Below are 16696 nucleotides of genomic sequence, written 5' to 3' on the forward strand. Positions count from 1 at the left end.
TTCGCGTGGAACCCGTTTTTCTACTCGCCACAGTTTCTTTCATCGTATCATAATTTGCATCGAAAAGTAAGGAAAACCTGCCAAGCGCGGACGTGAATAAATCGGTCGCGGCTGCCTAACCTTAAGATACAAAAAGACCGCAACCGGTATTCGGACTTGCATGATTGCTTGGCCGCGCCATGACGACAAGACGTGCCGGATAAGGAGCCAACCTTGAAGGAGGATCCCCCGATGTGGAAAAAAATCGCATCCGCTTCTGCGCTTGCCGTATGTGCCCTTCTTGTATTCTCTACGGTTAACCGGACGAAAACGCCGAAATCCGTAAACCCGCCTCCGCAGCAAGAACTGAGCATCAAGCAGGCGATGCTTGAGGAGAACGTAGCCATGACGGAGCAGTTGTGTAGGTCGCAATGCTCGCTCGATTTCAAACAGGCACTTCATCAATTAAACCCCGGAACACCGGGCCATGTCAAGTCCGTGCTGGACGAAATGCGAAAACATCACGATCATATGGACTACGTGGAATGGATAAGCCGCAACGCCGGACAACAACAAGCTTCCTCCGGCGATATTCCGGCCCCTGTCAAGGAAAATGCCGGGCCGCTTCTGAATGAAGCGCGCGATGCCGTTCGCTCGGGACATGCCTATCAGTCCAAAAAAATCGGCGAAGGCGATCAGCAGTATATCGTATTGGGTGAGCTTTCGGATGACGGGCAATCCGCTCTTGTGGGTGTCATTCATCAAGACATTTTGCATAAGGTCGCTATCGATCAGCGCAAAAACTTGCGCATCGTTCCGTATCCGAGCGACAAGCGGTGGAAAATCGAATCGGTCGATTCCAAAACGCTGCAGGATGTCAAAGTGGATTACCCCGAAGACAACGAAGGAACGAGTCATTACCATGTGAATCAAATCGTCGTCAAGTTTCGTAATGCGCCTACGGAAGCGCAATTGGCCCAGATCCGCTCCGAAATCGATGCAACGAGCATGGAGAAATTAGGCTATACGTACGTATTCGAATCGAAAAGCATCGAAGCCAAGCAATTGATGAGCTACTTTCAAAAATGGAACGTCGAGTTCGCCGAGCCTCACTTTCTATACATGACCAACGAGGCGGTCGAGCCCAACGACATGCTGTATGCCAAATATCAGTGGAATTTGCCGGCTATCGATACGATCCCCGCGTGGGATGTCACTCGCGGCAGCGAAGACGTGATCGTTGCTGTTATCGATACGGGCGTCGACATAAACCATCCAGATCTGCAAGGGCGCACCACTGGCGGCATCAATATTGTCAGTCAGAAGAGCGAGCCGCTGGACGATGTCGGACACGGCACCCATGTAGCCGGCGTTATTTCCGCGCTTGTCAACAATCGTGAAGGTGTTGCCGGCATTTCCTGGTACAACAAGATTATGCCCGTCAAGGTGTTGGACGAAACCGGGGCCGGTACTACGTATTCGGTCGCGCAAGGTATCATATGGGCTGCCGATCACGGCGCGAAAGTTATCAATATGAGCTTGGGCAATTATGCCGACGCCCAGTTTCTTCACGATGCGATCCGCTACGCGTTCGATAAGGACGTCGTCCTGATCGCCGCGAGCGGCAACGACAATACGGAGCGTCCCGGCTATCCGGCCGCCTATCCCGAAGTTTTCGCCGTTGCCGCCACCGATTCGAAGCAGCAAAAAGCGTCGTTTTCCAACTACGGCGACTACATCGACGTGGCCGCACCCGGTGTAAACATCGCCAGCACGTATCCGGACAACCATTACGCCGCGCTTTCCGGCACTTCGATGGCCAGTCCCCATGTAACGGCTTTGGCCGCTCTGATCCGTTCCGCCAATCCGCTGTTGAAAAACACGGAGGTCATGGACATTATGCGCCAAACGGCGATCGACCTTGGCGAACGCGGCAAAGATAAATATTACGGCCATGGCCAGATCGATATTGTCAAAGCCGTTTCCCGGGCTGCACAAACCCGCGAGTCGCTTGCGTTATGGCCTCAATGGTTCGAACGGGAAGCCGAGCGTTTGGCTCGGAAGTATAAGGGGGAGTGACGGCATAGCGCCGAAGAAAAAACAGAAGAAAAACCGAGAGGCGTTTCAGAGAAGCAGCGGCTTCCGCACTCCGTTGAACCCTCGTTTTCTTTGATTGGAATAGCCGGTGGTTAAAAACAAGGGTTCAAAGTCGCGCTCCAGCTTGCTGCTTCCCTTCCACTTCCGGTTTTTCTTGAAAACATATGAGCGCTATTCCGATGATGAAAAAAACAAAAAGGCGGCCCGTAGGCCGCCTTCGTTTGTTAACACGTTGAAAATATTCAAATGTGGCATTCGGAAAGCTTGCCGTAAGCCGGGTTCTGTCCTTCCAGTGGTCGTAACGGGCACCACAACCCTCCCACCATTGAAGTGACAATCATCTATCTAGGTCCGCCATTGCTGACGGACTCCAGCGACCAACCCGAACGCGCCTCGGGCAAAGGCTGCGGAATCGGCATAGCCGTCCGCCGCGTTCTCTTCGGTCTTGCTCCAAGTGGGGTTTACCAGGGAATAAGTCACCCTATCCCCTCGTGGTCTCTTACACCACGGTTCCACCCTTGCCTGTTCGCCTTGCGGCGTCATCGGCGGTCCATTTCTGTGGCACTATCCTTCAACTCGCGCTGACTGGACGTTATCCAGCACCCTGCCCTATGGAGCCCGGACTTTCCTCCCGTGCGTAAGCACCGGCGATTGTCTGTCAAACTTTCCGAGACTTGTTCTAGTATACCGGACGCAGCGGTTCGCTGCAACCCCGATTGTGTGCCAAACGAGGTGATTTTTGCTACAGCACGCTTTTTCGCCAATCTTATCAAAGCAGCTTGAACGTCTCAGTATCGACCTCGGACGCTACCACCCGGGTATCGACCTTCTGCTCCGCCAATCGCGCGTTCAGCCACTCGGCGACGCCCTTCTTCAATATTTTCTCCGCGTTGTGACCCGGATCTATGATGGCGATTCCGGCGGCGATGGCGTCCTGGGCCGTATGATAGTCGATATCGCCCGTCACCAATACATCCGCCCCGGCAAAGATCGCATGCCGGACATACCGGCTTCCCGATCCGCCCAATACGGCAACCTTCTTGATCTCCCGCTCCAATTCCCCTACTACGCGCACGAAAGGCACGTCAAACGCTTGCTTGACCAGCTCCGCAAATGCATCCAGCCTGACCGGCTGCGCAAGCTTGCCGACACGCCCCAGGCCGAACGTCCGGCCGTTCAAATCCATCGGGTACAAATCGTAAGCGACTTCTTCGTATGGATGCGCCTTCAGCATCGATTGAACGACTTTTTTCTCTACGCTCTCCGGTACGATCGTTTCAATCCGCACTTCCGAGACTTGCTCCATTTTCCCCGCCTTGCCGATGTACGGATTCGTTCCTTCCTTCGGCAAAAAGGTTCCCGTACCTGGAATATTGAAGCTGCAGCTGCTATAATTACCGATCCAGCCTGCTCCTGCATGGAACATCGCTTCGCGGACTTGATGCTGATGCGAATCCGGAACGAAGACGACCAGCTTCTTCAGCTTGTCGGTATGAACGTCCTCCAAATGGCCCGAAACGTCGAGCTGAAGCGCCTTCGCCATCATATCGTTGACGCCCCCGTCGGCGACGTCGAGATTGGTATGGGCGATGTACACCGCGATATCGTTTTTGATCAGCTTCTCATAGAGACGCCCTGCCGGCGTTTCCGTCTGCAAGCTGGCAAGAGGGCGATAGATAATCGCGTGGTGAGCGATAATGAGTTCCACCTGCAGCCGGATCGCTTCATCCACGACTTCATCCGTTACGTCAAGAGCGACCAGAACGGTGCGAATGTCTTTGCGCAGCGAGCCGAGCTGGAGGCCTATTTTGTCGTCGGGCACCGCAATGTGTTTGGGCGCCAGCTTTTCCATCAGCTGTATTACCGTTTGACCTTTAGCAAACAATCCATTACCTCCCTGATCCGGTTTCGTTCCGCAAGCAGTTCCGACTGGCGCTGAATAGCGGCCTCGGTACCGCCCCTCGACATGCCTTCCGTAATTTTGTCCAGCTTCTCCAGCTCCGACTCCCACTTGCGGAAAAAAGCTTCATTGGCGCGGCTAGTCAAAATCGGTCCGTATCGAAGCAATTCGTCGGAATCGAGCGTCAAACCTCCGTCCAACCGTTTGCTGCCGTACATAGCCCGATTGATTTCGATTGCATCCGGACTGCGCCCGGCACACAACACTTCATAATACTTCCCGTCCTCTTCGAGCACCGTCTCGTCCTCAAGCACCCAATGGCTTGCCAGCAGCCAACGGCGCATTTGATCCTCCCCGACATTCGGCTGCAGGATCAGCTTGCTTACACCAGCAAGCTTCGATCGGCCTTCCTCCAATATGTGCGAGATCAGGCTGCCGCCCATCCCGGCGATCGTGACGACGTCAATTTCATTCGGCTCGATAACGGCCAGCCCGTCCCCGAGTCTTACGGAAATAACGGACGAAAGCCCCGCCTCCTTCACCTGCTTCTGTGCGGCATCCCTCGGTCCTGCATTGATTTCGCCCGCCACCGCGAACGAAACGCGCCCCCGCTCGGCAAGGTACACCGGCAGCAGCGCGTGATCCGATCCGATATCCGCCAGCTTGACGCCATCAGGCACGTATCCGGCAATCGTTTGCAATCGTTTCGATAATTTCACCATGTCACAAAACCCACTCGATCCATTTTTTTCGTAATCCGAACATGACGGAGCCGGCAACTACAAGCTTGCTGAGCAGCAGCAGTTGAAGCAGCGCCCCGTCCACTTCGCCGGTATACAAGCCGTACGCCTCCGGCATCCACCATAGCGTGAAGCTGACGAGCAATAAAACCGCCCCAGTCGACTTGCTCGCCTTATGAAGCAGCCACCCCAGCCATCCGAACATGACGCACAGCGGTAGCCAGCTGATCTGAGCGCCGATCCAATCGAGCTCCACCCGGTTATGCAAGACCGAGGCATATACAAGCAAGAGTCCGATCCAGCCGCAATAATGGAACAGCCCCATCCGGGCCGCGAGACCGATTATAATCCATACGAAGCTGCAGAACGCGACATAGGCGAGCAGAAGCGGGGGCTCATCGATGCCGTAGAAGCGCATCATGTAGAAACCGGCTCCGAGCAGCGCTATCGAACCCGCCCCTACAAGACCGTAACCTACAACAGGATTTTTGCGCGAATTCAGAAGTCCTGCCGTATAACAACCGCCGATAATAACCAATGCTGTCATAATTTGCAAAGGAAATCGAAAAGAGTTAAAATGAAAAACGATATAAGCGATTAGGGCCGCGATCCCGAATCCGAAAAACCAATTTCTCCAATTGCTGTTTTTAATGGAGTTTTTGGACACTCCCCATGCGCGGTTATCGCGTTCGGCCGGGCTTACATCGTACAGATTCAACAAGAAGTCGCAATAATGCTCGGGAAGCAGCTTCCCTTTTCGCCATTGCTCGATTTCGGATACGATAATTTTTCGTTTCTCCTGTTCCATTCGGGGAAAACTACCTCTCCTATAATTTGCGTCCCCGTAAAGCCAGTCGGCGTCATCGGGCAGGAGCATCACTTTAGTCGGGGAAATTAGGAAGACCTCGCTGTAGTCGTACATTACAGAAAGGTCTCCGGCACATCGATTGCAAGTTCGGTATTGTTCTTTATTCCAAAAAGTCTTTCAACCGTTTGCTCCGGCTCGGATGCCGCAGCTTGCGAAGGGCTTTCGCTTCGATTTGCCGAATCCGTTCGCGGGTAACGCCGAATACTTTACCGACTTCCTCGAGCGTTCTCGTCCGGCCGTCATCCAATCCGAAACGGAGCCGCAATACGTTTTCTTCTCTTTCGGTCAACGTATCGAGCACGTCCTCCAGCTGTTCCTTCAGCAGCTCGTAAGCGGCTGCGTCCGCAGGCGCGAGCGCCTCCTGATCCTCGATAAAATCGCCAAGGTGAGAGTCGTCCTCTTCCCCGATCGGCGTCTCCAGCGATACGGGCTCCTGTGCGATCTTCATAATCTCCCGCACTTTTTCGGTGCTCAGATCCATTTCCTTGGCAATTTCTTCGGGCATCGGCTCCCGACCGAGCTCCTGCAGCAGCTGGCGGGATACGCGAATCAGCTTGTTGATCGTCTCCACCATATGTACCGGGATCCGGATCGTACGGGCTTGATCGGCGATGGCCCGGGTTATGGCTTGACGAATCCACCATGTGGCGTAGGTGCTGAATTTGTAGCCTTTCGTATGATCGAACTTCTCAACAGCTTTAATCAAACCCATATTGCCTTCTTGAATCAGATCGAGGAACAGCATGCCCCGTCCGACGTACCGTTTGGCAATGCTTACAACGAGGCGCAGGTTCGCTTCCGCGAGACGACGTTTCGCTTCCTCGTCCCCGTTCTCGATCCGTTTCGCCAGATCGACCTCGTCGTCGGCCGAAAGCAGCGGGACGCGTCCGATTTCCTTCAAATACATCCGTACCGGGTCGTTGATCTTGATGCCGGGAGGCAGCGACAAATCGTCTTCCAGATGGAATTCGTCATGCTCGTCCTCTTGCCCCATCACCATGTCGTCTTCCGTCTCGTTATTTACGTCGATGCCTAGTTCGGACAGGTGCTCGAAAAACTCATCCATTTGCTCGGGATCCTGATCGAACGGAGCCAGTTTCTCCATAATATCTTTATAGGTCAAGGAAGACCGCTTTTTCCCCATTTCGATCAGCTGGTCTTTGACCTGTTCTAACGTAAGTTCCGTCTCCAGTTCGGTATGTTGATCGTTCGCCATATCCAAGCTCCCTCCTCCCTAAACGTCTTTCGACTCTCTCCGCGTCAAGCGTCAATTGCATCGCTTACAGTTGATTGATTGTTTAGGGCAATTATCTCTTTTGCAGCTTGCCTTTCAGAGCAAGAATTTCCAATTCGATCCGCGCGGCGCCGATAATGTCGCCGGATTTTTCCCGTGCAATCCGTTCTTCCGTCAAACGCTCAATCGCTTGCAGCTCCCGATACTTGTGGATCTGCCTCAAGTAGTCCTCGATAACCTGATCGTTTATGCCTTGATCGGACTCCGTCATCAGAATCGAGCTGGCCAGCCTCTCCAGCCGGTCATCCTGCAGCGAGGCCATATATCGGCTTGCATCGGGCTCGAATCCTTGCGCGTAGAAGGCATATAAATAAGCAGCCAACGCTGCGTGAGCTTCATCGTTAAAAGCGTCCCCGAGCCGCTCCTGGACGAGGGCGGTTACTTCCTTGTCATGCAGCATGACGTAAAGCAAATGACGTTCAGCTTTGTCATACGCAGGTTTCAGCTTCGGCAGCGGTTGGGAATCGGTCCCGTCATTCCTTACAGTATTCCACGAAATATCGTTATTATCCCCATTGCCGCGCTTTTTTTGCTCCTGCTCGCGAATCTCGTTCGTTTCCTGCTTCATCGTTTCAAAGGAAGAGATGGCGCTGAATTCGGAGGCCAGCTCTTTGAGGTAGTGCTCCCGTCCGGTCGGCGATTCGATCCCGGCAATCACTTCCCGTATGGCCGTCCTGACGTAACGCAGCTTGGCTTCGTTGTCCTGCATGTTAAAATTGCGCCGCAAGTGCAGCAGCCTGAATTTCTCTCTAGGCACGGCCCCTTCGATAATTTCATTGCGGAAACGGTCCGCCCCGAACGTTTCGACATAGTCGTCGGCGTCCAGCTTATTCGGCAACACGGCTACTTTAATGTCCAGGCCCGCCTTCTCGAGCAATCCCAAACTTTTGTAAGCGGCCGATTGTCCCGCATCGTCCCCGTCATAGCAAAGCACCACCCGCTCGGCCGAACGTCTCATCAACAGCGCATGCTCTTCGGTAAGCGCCGTTCCCATCGTGGCGACGGCGTTATGAACGCCTGCCGACCAAGCTTTGATCACATCGGCATACCCTTCGAACACTACGATTTGATTCGTGCGCTTAATCTCGGCTCTAGCCGTGTGGAGATTGTACAGCACCCGGCTTTTGCGGAACAGCGAAGTCTCCGGGCTGTTCAAATATTTCGGCTGCTCGTTGCCGAGCGTACGTCCGGCGAATGCGATAACGCTGCCCCTTGCATCCCGGATCGGAAACATGACCCTGTTGCGGAACTTATCGACATAACCTCCTCCGGACGATCTGGCCGTGACGAGGGCTCCTTTCTCCATGAGCGGCAGCGGAAACCCCCGTTTCTCGAGAAGCTGCGCCAAGGTGTCCCATCGTGGGGGCGCAAACCCGATCTGGAATGTGTCGATTAAGGTGTCTGTAAATCCTCTCGAGTGCAAATAGTCGAGCGCCGGCTTACCTTCCGCATAGTTATAGAGAAAGTGATGATACAGCTTCGCGGCGAGCTCGTGGCCGCCCACGATCTGTTCCTTCTCCTGCTGCCGTTCCGCCTGCTCCGGGGATTGCTGCTCCCAAGCAAACGCGATATTCGCTTCCTCGGCCAAATGCCGCATCGCTTCTCCGAACGTGTAGCCTTCGATCTCTTGAATGAAGCGGATCACGTTGCCGCCTTTGCCGCATCCGAAGCATTTGAACATTTGCTTCTCGGGATTAACGTTAAAGGAAGGCGACTTTTCCGAATGAAACGGGCATAATCCTTTCATATTTCGGCCGAGCTTGGACAAATGGACATATTTGCCGATCACGTCCACTATGTCGTGGTGCTTTAGGACTGCCTCGATGATGTGTTCCGGAATCAGTCCGCTACTCATCCTAATCACCCTTTGCAAAAGTACACGTATACTATTCGCTAAATCGTCCCATTATCCTGCAAACGAGCCAAAACTTTTGTCAAAGTTTGTAGAAACGACTGCCGGTCCTGCTCCGTAAAAGGCTTCGGCCCTTTTCCGTACTTGCCTCCCCGGCGTTGTCTGGCGCTTTCGTGCCGGTTCTCGAGCAAAAAATCGATCGTTCGGTCCGTATACGTCTGGCCCCGGTTCGAAAGTGCAATCGCCTTCTTGGCTAGACCGATTGTTGCCAGCCCGAAATCTTGCGTGACCAGAATATCGCCTGCGGATATGCGGTTGGCGATATACAGATCGACGGATTGATCGGACCGGTCCACTTGGACGATCGTGACCCCCTCCCGCGCTTCGAGCCGATGATCGTAAGACGCAACCATGACAACGGGGACGCCGAATCGAACAGCGGCATCCGTAATTTCGTTTTTGACGGGACAGGCGTCCGCGTCCACAATAATTTTGACCCCTATGATTACCACCAATTTCCTTTGAAGCTTTCCGTTATATTATATACGAGGAAAAAACAAAAAATCCTGCTTTCCATTTTCAAAATAGCGGAACCTAACGCCGGAACAAGTTCAAAATAACGCCGGCGGTTTCCTCGACCGCCTTATTGGATACATCGATGACTTTGCAGCCGACCCGGGTCATAATTTTTTGCGCATGCTCCAGCTCTTTTTTGATCCGCTCGATTTGCGCATACAGCGCGCTGTCGGCAAGTCCGAGACTTTTGAGCCGCTCCTTGCGGATCATGTTCAGCTTCTCGGGATCGATGACGAGACCGATTACTTTGTCCGGCGACACGGTAAACAGTTGTTCCGGCGGCTGCAGCTCCGGGACGAGCGGCACGTTGGCCACTTTGAGCATCCGGTGCGCCAAATACATCGATAGCGGCGTCTTCGACGTGCGCGACACGCCGACCAGCACGATATCGGCAAGCAGTACGCCCGTCGCATCCCGGCCGTCGTCATATTTTACCGCGAATTCGACCGCTTCCACTTTCTTGAAATAATCCTCGTCCAATTGATGAATAAGTCCGGGCTGATGAAGCGGCTCCCGATTGAACGCCTTCTCCAGCGTAGAGATGATCGGTCCGAGCAAATCGATGGAAATGACTTTGCGCTTGCGGGCCTGAGCGATCAAATAATCTCTCAGCTCGGGTACGACGAGCGTAAACAATACGATCGCCTGCGACTTGGCCGCTTCGGCCACGATGAGCTCGACACCCTCCCGCCCGGTGACATAAGGAGCGCGGCGCACTTCTACGATATTGGGATGAAATTGGATGGCCGCCGCCTTCAGCACGGACTCGGCCGTATCTCCGGCCGAATCGGATACGACGTACACGATTGGTTTTGGAGTATTACGATTCATTACAATCACCGCCATTAGACAAAAATCCCGCTTCCGGGTTCAAGGTGCGAGTCTACGAAGATTAGTAAACTCCCACTTGAACATGATGCCGCGGAAACGGGTTCAGATGTTTTCGAAAATAATACCAGATTCATAACCGGTTTGCAAATCACGGTCAGGTCATATCCCATACTTGTCCATCTGGTCGATGAAGTTTCTGGATTTCCATCTCACGTCAACGTGGGCGTCCAGAAATTGCCGGATACAGTGCTTCAGCTGATTTTTCGTGGCGGCCTTTACATCCGTCTTGCCGAGTCTTCTAATATCCATATGCAAAAACAGCCGGAGCAGCTTCAACGTTCCTTCCGTCAAGGCGATCGCTCCCTGGTCGGCATGACGGCATCGGCTGCAGATCGTGCCGCCCATCGCAATGCTAAGCATCATCGCGCCTTCTTGCGCGCCGCAAGAAACGCATTCGTTCAACTCGGGCATGTAGCCTGCGATCGCCAGCATTTTCATTTCATAAATGTTCGTAACGATTTGCGGATCTTTGTCCTCGTCCATCGCATCGAGCGCTGCTTTCAACTGCTCGAACAACGGAGCGTTTCGTTCGTTTTCCCCGAGCATCCGTTCGGTCAGCTCCATCAAATAAGCGGCGTATGCCGTCTTATGAATGTCCGTCTTCAGCCGGTGGTAAGCGTTCCATATTTCTCCGTTGTTCAGAGTACCCATCGATCCCGTTTTGTAGCAGTTGAACTCGCCGTAAGTAAACAGCTGTGCTATGGCCGAGTGACGGCTTTTCAGTTTTTTGGCGCCGCGGGCCATGATGCTTATTTTTCCGGCTTCTTTAGAAAACACGGTTATAATTTTGTCGCCTTCCCCATAATCGAAGCTGCGAATTACGATGCCCTCGACCCGAACGAGCATGCATATTCCTTCTCCCCATCCCGAATCTCCGTCTGAAGCTTATTACCCGCAGGCTAGTTCAATAAATCCGTTTCGTCCGGAATCAGATCTTCTTCCTCCTCCGGCTCCGTATTCGCTTGATGATCGATTTCTTTAAAAAGCAAGTACGATTCCACATCACCCGTCATCGTAAAATACTTCCACGAAAAGTCGCGCATGCGGTTCATCCTTTCAATGAGGAAATATCTGTTCGATACTTCATAGGATGAGCGAACGGAACACGGAGTATCCATTGTAAAAATCCCCACAAACTAACCCCGAAACCGATAGCTATATAAGTTGAACTATTGAATGGCTGTCGTTCCATTCCGCAAGGGATTACCTAGTGTGAATTTACGTATCTTCGTAAAATCACACTTGCAGCTTCAGACAGGTTGTTTTGAGTTTCCTTTATTGGATTGGCCTTCGGATTGTAGAAACTCCAGGCTTACGAAGCAAGCTTTCTGAAGAAAGCTCTCAAAGCCAAAACTCGCTTACAAGGTAATTCCCTTTCTCCATTGCACTTAGCTTTCTCACGGCAGCTTTAGTTCAACTTATATAGAACGTCAGTCGAGACGGAAGCCCAAATCTTTAAGCACGTGCTCGCGGTTCCGCCAATCTTTGTTCACTTTCACCCATAGCTCCAGAAAAATTTTCGAGCCGAGCAGCGTCTCGATGTCACGGCGCGCCTGCTTGCCGACTTCCTTCAGCATCGCACCCTGCTTCCCGATAATGATGCCTTTCTGGGAATCGCGCTCGACGAAAATGACGGCGCCGATGCTGACCAGCCCGTTGTCCTCCACCTTCATGCTCTCGATCGCGACGGCAATGGAGTGCGGTATTTCCTCACGGGTCAAATGCAATATTTTCTCGCGGATCAGCTCCGCGCAAATAAACTGCTCCGGGTAATCCGTCACTTGGTCGGCCGGATAATATTGCGGACCTTCCGGCAAATATTTGCCGATCTGCTCGAGCAGCGTGTTTACGTTATTGCCTTGCAGCGCGGAGATCGGAACGATTTCGGCGAACTCGTACAGATCCTTGTAGGCGACGATAACCGGCAGCAGCGCTTCCGGATGAACCTGATCGATTTTGTTCAGGACGAGCAGCACGGGCGTTTTCACGTTTTTCAACTGCTCGATAATAAAGCGGTCGCCGCCGCCGATACCTTCGGCTACATCGACGAGAAACAAAATCGCATCGACTTCCCGGAACGTATTCTCGGCCACCTTCATCATGTAGCTCCCGAGCTTTGACTTCGGCTTGTGGATGCCCGGCGTGTCGAGAAAGACGATTTGCAAGTCTTCTTTCGTATAAACCCCTTGAATTTTATTGCGCGTAGTTTGAGGCTTGTCCGACATGATCGCGATTTTTTGGCCGATCACTTGGTTCAGCAAGGTCGATTTGCCGACATTCGGCCGTCCGATAATCGCGACAAACCCCGATTTATGTTTACTCATTGAATCCTCCCCTATTTTACCCCAAAAAGTGGAGCCGGCCTCCGCAGCGTATTCCAAGTACTTTTTGGGGACCCCCTCATTATTCCCCCAAAATTGTAGTTGACCTTCGTAGCTTATTCCAATTACTTTTGGGGGAGCCCCCTTTGCTATGAAGCGTATTCCAAGTTGTCTCCATCTGTATTATAGCCAAAACCGCTCAGCTCGACGCCAAATCCCCGGGACCGAATGCGCCCGGGAGCAGCTTCGAAACGGTCGTTTCGACTAAGTCACCCTTCAGATTGGCCATATATACGGGCATATCCGGAGCGCATAGCTCGGCCATCACCTGCCGGCATACGCCGCAAGGAGAGACCGGGCCGTCCGTATCGCCGACGACGGCAATCGCTGCAAAGCTGCCTTTCTTGTGCCCGTCGGCAATGGCGCGAAACAGCGCCGTCCGTTCGGCGCAGTTCGTCGGTCCGTAGGCCGCGTTCTCCACGTTGCAGCCGTAATGGATATTCCCCTGCTCATCCAGCAGCGCACTGCCTACGCGAAAGCGGGAATACGGAGCATAAGCGCGCTCTCTGGCGGCTTTCGCATGACGGACAAGCTCTGCTGCATCGATCCGGTCCTTGTTGCTCATCATTCCGCCCCCGCCTAAATAACTAAAATCAAATAAAAGGCCAACGCCGTCATCACCGAGCCGATAACCGCACCCGCCGCTAATGCGGGGAGCTGCCTGCTCCGCTTATCGTACAGGACGAACGTCAATTGAATCGATAAGCTGTAACCGAGCAGGGCGATTAGCGAATTGGCGGTCAAGAGGGCGATCCAGGTCGATATGGCAAAGGATACTGCGGTCAACAAGCTCGGCCTGATCGGTAGGCGTTTCTCGGAGAAACGCGTCTGAGCCACGATGACGATCATCGCCACCAATGCCACCAAAGTCCAAATGAGTCCCGGCGTCAATACGCTTTCGCCTGTCCCGGCTTGTCGGATAAGCCGGTCGATCGGCTCGTAGAAAACGACCATCCCGACTATAGCGGCAAAAACCGCCGATACTAGAACGGCGGCCGCTGCTACGTCTTTGGCGATTTTAGCCAGCGGGTGCCGGTCGGGCATCGCCAGATCGACCGCTTTTTCCACTGCGGTATTGATCAGCTCGCAGACGATAACAAGCGTGACCGCCAATAGGATAAACAAAATTTCCGACTTCGGCAGCTTGAACAAAATCGCCATCATGAGCGCAAGCAGCGCCACCGAAAAGTGAAACTGCATGTTTTGCTGTGTCGATAAGGAGTACTTCAGCCCTTCATAGGCGTATCGGAAACTCCTCCGAAACTTCTTGACGTCTCTCACCGCCGCAGTCCCGCCTTCTGCAGCACCGCTTCCTGCTTCTCGAACATGATCCGCTCCGATTCCTCATCCCCGTGGTCGTATCCGATCAAGTGGAGAAACCCATGGACGAACAAAAATCCGATTTCTCGTTCCACGGAATGACCGTATTCTTGGGCCTGCTCGATCGCGCGCTCTACGGAGATGACGATGTCGCCGAGCGGCTCGGGGTACTCTTCGCCGTATTCCTCATCCGTATCTCCCGCATCTTGTCCGTCGTCATCCAAGTCTTCATCCAGCTCTTCGTCGTCCTCGTATAAGATCTCCGGCTCGCCTTCCACGCTCTCCAGCATGGAGAAGGACAAGACGTCCGTCGCTTTGTCGATATTCCGATAATCGCGGTTCAGCACGCGAATCGCTTCGTCACCCACAAAGCTGATCACGACGTCCCCGGATTCGATTCCTTCTGCCTCGGCGGCCAGCTTAAGCAATGTATCCAGCATCGCAATCAACGGTTCCCCGATTTCGAGAGCATCCTGTTCATCGTTCCATTCCAAACTCAACGTCATCCGTCACCGTCTCCTTACGCTTGTTTTACTTCTTTGCCGTCGTTTTTCGGCGCCGTATCGGCAGGATACTCGATGCGGGAATGAAAGATGCCGAGCAGCGTTTCGTTTAATGTTTTGGCAATCGTATCCAGCTCCCGGAGCGTCAAATCGCATTCGTTGAACTGTCCGTCGTCGAGCCGGTCCTTAATAATTTTACGCACCATCGTGTCGATTTGTTCGATCGACGGATTGCGCAAAGAACGAACGGCCGCCTCGACTCCGTCGGCTATGCCGACGATAGCCGCTTCCTTGGATTGAGCCTTGGGCCCCGGATAGCGGTAATCTTCCTCCGGAATCGGATCGGCCCCTTCCGGCTGCAGTTTCTTTGCTTTGAAGTAAAAAAACTTCAGCAGCGTCGTGCCGTGATGCTGCTCCGCAATGTCGCGGATCGGCTTGGGCATGTTATGTTCCTTCAGCATCTCGACGCCGTCCCGGGCGTGGGCTACGATAATCGATTTGCTCAAATCCGGTTCGATCTGATCATGAGGATTGCCCATGCTCATTTGGTTCTCGATAAAATAGCTCGGCCGCTTCGTCTTGCCGATATCATGATAATACGACCCTACCCGGCATAACAGGCCGTTCGCGCCGACCGATTCAGCGGCGGCTTCCGACAAGTTGCCGACCATCACGCTATGATGATACGTACCCGGCGTTTCCGTCAGCAATTTGCGCAGCAAAGGATGGTTCGGGTTCGACAGTTCCACCAGCTTGAGCGGGGACAAAATGCCGAATGAGACTTCAAAAAACGGCATAAGCCCGATCACCAGAACGGCCGTAAGCAGCCCCGAAGCTACGGCAAAGCCGAACGACATCATAATTTCGGTACGGGTATACACGTTATCCAGAAACGTAATCGCCAAAATTGCAACCGCTCCCGACAACGAAACCATAATGCCCGACCGTAAAATCGACGCTCTCTGATTCGCGCGCTGAATGGCGAACACGGAAGTAATGCACACAACTAACGCAAGCAGCCCGTAGCGGAAATCGAACAGCACTTCGTCCTTGATATTATAAATAATGCTGGAAACGAGGGCGAACAGCGTCGACGATGCGAACGCAATCGGCATTCCGATCAATATCGCAATCAGCATCGTACCCATCGCAACGGGGGCGAGGTAGCCGATATTGACGTAATCCATGTTTTGTCCCAGCGCCACAATTTTCATTGCCGCAATATTCAATACATAAATGAGGACGAGCATAAGCAGTTGGACGTTATTGGCGCGAATCGGATGCTCGCCGTGACGCACGAACATGAACAGCCCGAGCACGAACAATCCGCTTAGCAGCACGAGACCGAGCTGCGGCCAATAATTTACTTTTTCCTTCAGCAAATCCATCGTCTTCAGCCGTTCGTACGTTTCCTCGGTTACGAGCTCGCCCTTGTGCACGAGAATGTCGCCCTTGTTAATATAAACCGGCTTCGTGTTCTCCCGCGCTTCCGCCCGTTCCTGGTCCGTCGCCTTCTGATTCGGGAATTTGTTCGGGGTAATGACGAATCTGGCCAGCTCCTGGACCATTTCGCGCGACGTATTCTTGGTAAGGGGAGAAGTATTGACGAGCTCGGCAACCCTTGTCCGCGCCGATTGCGCGTTCAGCAGCTGATCGTTCATCAGCCGACCCACGACATCGATGGCTACAGGCTCCATCGCATCCAGATCTTCTTTGGTCTGCTTCGGAAATCTGAAATACATTTCTTCCGGGATACGGTACTGCTGTTCCGTCAATGCGGTTTTGACCTCGTTCAGAAGCGCGTCGTTCGCCGGATCGCTCGCTCTGACCGATGCGTAAATCTGCCCTGCGTAATCGCCGTACATCGTCGGAAATACGTTCCGGAATACATTTACTTTATCGCTCTCTCTAAGCTGCTCGTCCGCGTTGATTTGCCTTATTTTCTCGAAAATCGTTTGGATCAGATTTTCGTTTTTCATCGGCAAAATGGAATAGACGGGCTGTACCCGCCTAGCCGCTTCTTCCTTCGCTTTTTGCGTTTCGATCGCATTCTCGATCTGCTTTGTGGCGTATATCGTCTTCTCGCTCACCGCACCGACTTCGATATCGTACGTTTGGGGGATGAGTCTGCCGGCCAACGCGGCGTAAAAAAGAAGTCCCAGCAATGCGAACAGCAGCAGACGGATCCCGAGGCTTGTTTTCCAGCCGGCCAGCCGGTACGAATGTTTTCCGTCGATGGATATCCGCTGGTTTTGGTCCACGAACAGTCCTCGCTTTCATCCGGACGAAAGTCGA

15 protein-coding genes and 1 other RNA gene are annotated in these 16696 nt (G+C 53.2%); 1 reads left to right on the top strand and 15 read right to left on the bottom strand.

Annotated elements, in window-relative coordinates; all coding sequences use genetic code 11:
* Positions 1–231 precede the first annotated feature (231 nt).
* A complete protein-coding gene (locus FE783_RS31855) occupies positions 232–2058 on the top strand; it encodes a S8 family peptidase (RefSeq protein ID WP_138883445.1) in 1827 nt (608 codons plus the stop codon).
* A gap of 273 nt (positions 2059–2331) precedes the next feature.
* On the opposite strand, the gene rnpB is transcribed toward FE783_RS31855, so the two are convergent.
* The 15 genes from rnpB to FE783_RS31930 form a co-directional block, all read right to left on the bottom strand.
* An RNA gene (gene rnpB / locus FE783_RS31860) (RNase P RNA component class A) lies at positions 2332–2743 on the bottom strand.
* A gap of 102 nt (positions 2744–2845) precedes the next feature.
* Positions 2846–3961: a Nif3-like dinuclear metal center hexameric protein gene (locus FE783_RS31865; protein WP_138883446.1), complete on the bottom strand. Its 1116-nt coding sequence runs from the start codon at positions 3959–3961 to the stop codon at positions 2846–2848.
* Positions 3937–4698: a tRNA (adenine(22)-N(1))-methyltransferase gene (locus tag FE783_RS31870; RefSeq protein WP_138883447.1), complete on the bottom strand. Its 762-nt coding sequence runs from the start codon at positions 4696–4698 to the stop codon at positions 3937–3939. The genes FE783_RS31865 and FE783_RS31870 overlap by 25 nt, the downstream gene beginning before the upstream one ends.
* A gap of 1 nt (position 4699) precedes the next feature.
* Positions 4700–5524, bottom strand: a complete 825-nt coding sequence (locus tag FE783_RS31875; protein ID WP_138883448.1) for a hypothetical protein — start codon at positions 5522–5524, stop codon at positions 4700–4702.
* 160 nt (positions 5525–5684) lie between these two features.
* A complete protein-coding gene (gene rpoD / locus FE783_RS31880) occupies positions 5685–6800 on the bottom strand; it encodes an RNA polymerase sigma factor RpoD (protein WP_138883449.1) in 1116 nt (371 codons plus the stop codon).
* 91 nt (positions 6801–6891) lie between these two features.
* Positions 6892–8733, bottom strand: coding sequence for a DNA primase (gene dnaG, locus FE783_RS31885; protein WP_138883450.1), 1842 nt, complete (start codon positions 8731–8733; stop codon positions 6892–6894).
* Between the two features lie 38 nt (positions 8734–8771).
* Entirely contained in the window at positions 8772–9233 is a 462-nt protein-coding gene (locus FE783_RS31890; protein WP_138883491.1) for a YaiI/YqxD family protein, read from the bottom strand.
* 91 nt (positions 9234–9324) lie between these two features.
* Positions 9325–10137, bottom strand: coding sequence for a pyruvate, water dikinase regulatory protein (locus FE783_RS31895; protein ID WP_138883451.1), 813 nt, complete (start codon positions 10135–10137; stop codon positions 9325–9327).
* Between the two features lie 159 nt (positions 10138–10296).
* On the bottom strand, positions 10297–11043 hold the full coding sequence (gene recO / locus FE783_RS31900; RefSeq protein WP_138883452.1) for a DNA repair protein RecO: 747 nt from the start codon (positions 11041–11043) through the stop codon (positions 10297–10299).
* 53 nt (positions 11044–11096) lie between these two features.
* The gene (locus FE783_RS31905; protein WP_138883453.1) at positions 11097–11240 is read right to left on the bottom strand and encodes a YqzL family protein; all 144 of its coding nucleotides are present in this window, start codon (positions 11238–11240) and stop codon (positions 11097–11099) included.
* A 387-nt stretch (positions 11241–11627) separates the two neighbouring features.
* Complete coding sequence (gene era, locus FE783_RS31910) at positions 11628–12521, bottom strand: GTPase Era (RefSeq protein ID WP_138883454.1); 894 nt, start codon at positions 12519–12521, stop codon at positions 11628–11630.
* Positions 12522–12717: 196 nt separating this feature from the next.
* Complete coding sequence (gene cdd, locus FE783_RS31915; protein WP_420799786.1) at positions 12718–13146, bottom strand: cytidine deaminase; 429 nt, start codon at positions 13144–13146, stop codon at positions 12718–12720.
* Between the two features lie 11 nt (positions 13147–13157).
* Positions 13158–13859, bottom strand: coding sequence for a diacylglycerol kinase family protein (locus tag FE783_RS31920; protein ID WP_138883455.1), 702 nt, complete (start codon positions 13857–13859; stop codon positions 13158–13160).
* Entirely contained in the window at positions 13856–14404 is a 549-nt protein-coding gene (gene ybeY, locus FE783_RS31925) for an rRNA maturation RNase YbeY (protein WP_138883456.1), read from the bottom strand. Before ybeY ends, FE783_RS31920 begins: the two co-directional genes overlap by 4 nt.
* Positions 14405–14418: 14 nt before the next feature.
* Positions 14419–16662, bottom strand: coding sequence for an HD family phosphohydrolase (locus FE783_RS31930; RefSeq protein ID WP_138883457.1), 2244 nt, complete (start codon positions 16660–16662; stop codon positions 14419–14421).
* Positions 16663–16696 lie beyond the last annotated feature (34 nt).

The organism is Paenibacillus mesophilus (assembly GCF_005938385.1).
GTDB lineage: Bacteria > Bacillota > Bacilli > Paenibacillales > NBRC-103111 > Paenibacillus_AB > Paenibacillus_AB mesophilus.

Excerpts from the sequence above, each read along its gene's own strand:
- recO (WP_138883452.1), bottom strand. The coding sequence starts at position 11,043 with ATGCTCGTTCGGGTCGAGGGCATCGTAATTCGCAGCTTCGATTATGGG.
- cdd (WP_420799786.1), bottom strand. The coding sequence starts at position 13,146 with ATGATGAGCAACAAGGACCGGATCGATGCAGCAGAGCTTGTCCGTCAT.
- ybeY (WP_138883456.1), bottom strand. The coding sequence starts at position 14,404 with ATGACGTTGAGTTTGGAATGGAACGATGAACAGGATGCTCTCGAAATC.
- FE783_RS31905 (WP_138883453.1), bottom strand. The coding sequence starts at position 11,240 with ATGCGCGACTTTTCGTGGAAGTATTTTACGATGACGGGTGATGTGGAA.
- FE783_RS31870 (WP_138883447.1), bottom strand. The coding sequence starts at position 4,698 with ATGGTGAAATTATCGAAACGATTGCAAACGATTGCCGGATACGTGCCT.
- FE783_RS31875 (WP_138883448.1), bottom strand. The coding sequence starts at position 5,524 with ATGGAACAGGAGAAACGAAAAATTATCGTATCCGAAATCGAGCAATGG.
- dnaG (WP_138883450.1), bottom strand. The coding sequence starts at position 8,733 with ATGAGTAGCGGACTGATTCCGGAACACATCATCGAGGCAGTCCTAAAG.
- FE783_RS31855 (WP_138883445.1), top strand. The coding sequence starts at position 232 with ATGTGGAAAAAAATCGCATCCGCTTCTGCGCTTGCCGTATGTGCCCTT.
- era (WP_138883454.1), bottom strand. The coding sequence starts at position 12,521 with ATGAGTAAACATAAATCGGGGTTTGTCGCGATTATCGGACGGCCGAAT.
- FE783_RS31895 (WP_138883451.1), bottom strand. The coding sequence starts at position 10,137 with ATGAATCGTAATACTCCAAAACCAATCGTGTACGTCGTATCCGATTCG.
- rpoD (WP_138883449.1), bottom strand. The coding sequence starts at position 6,800 with ATGGCGAACGATCAACATACCGAACTGGAGACGGAACTTACGTTAGAA.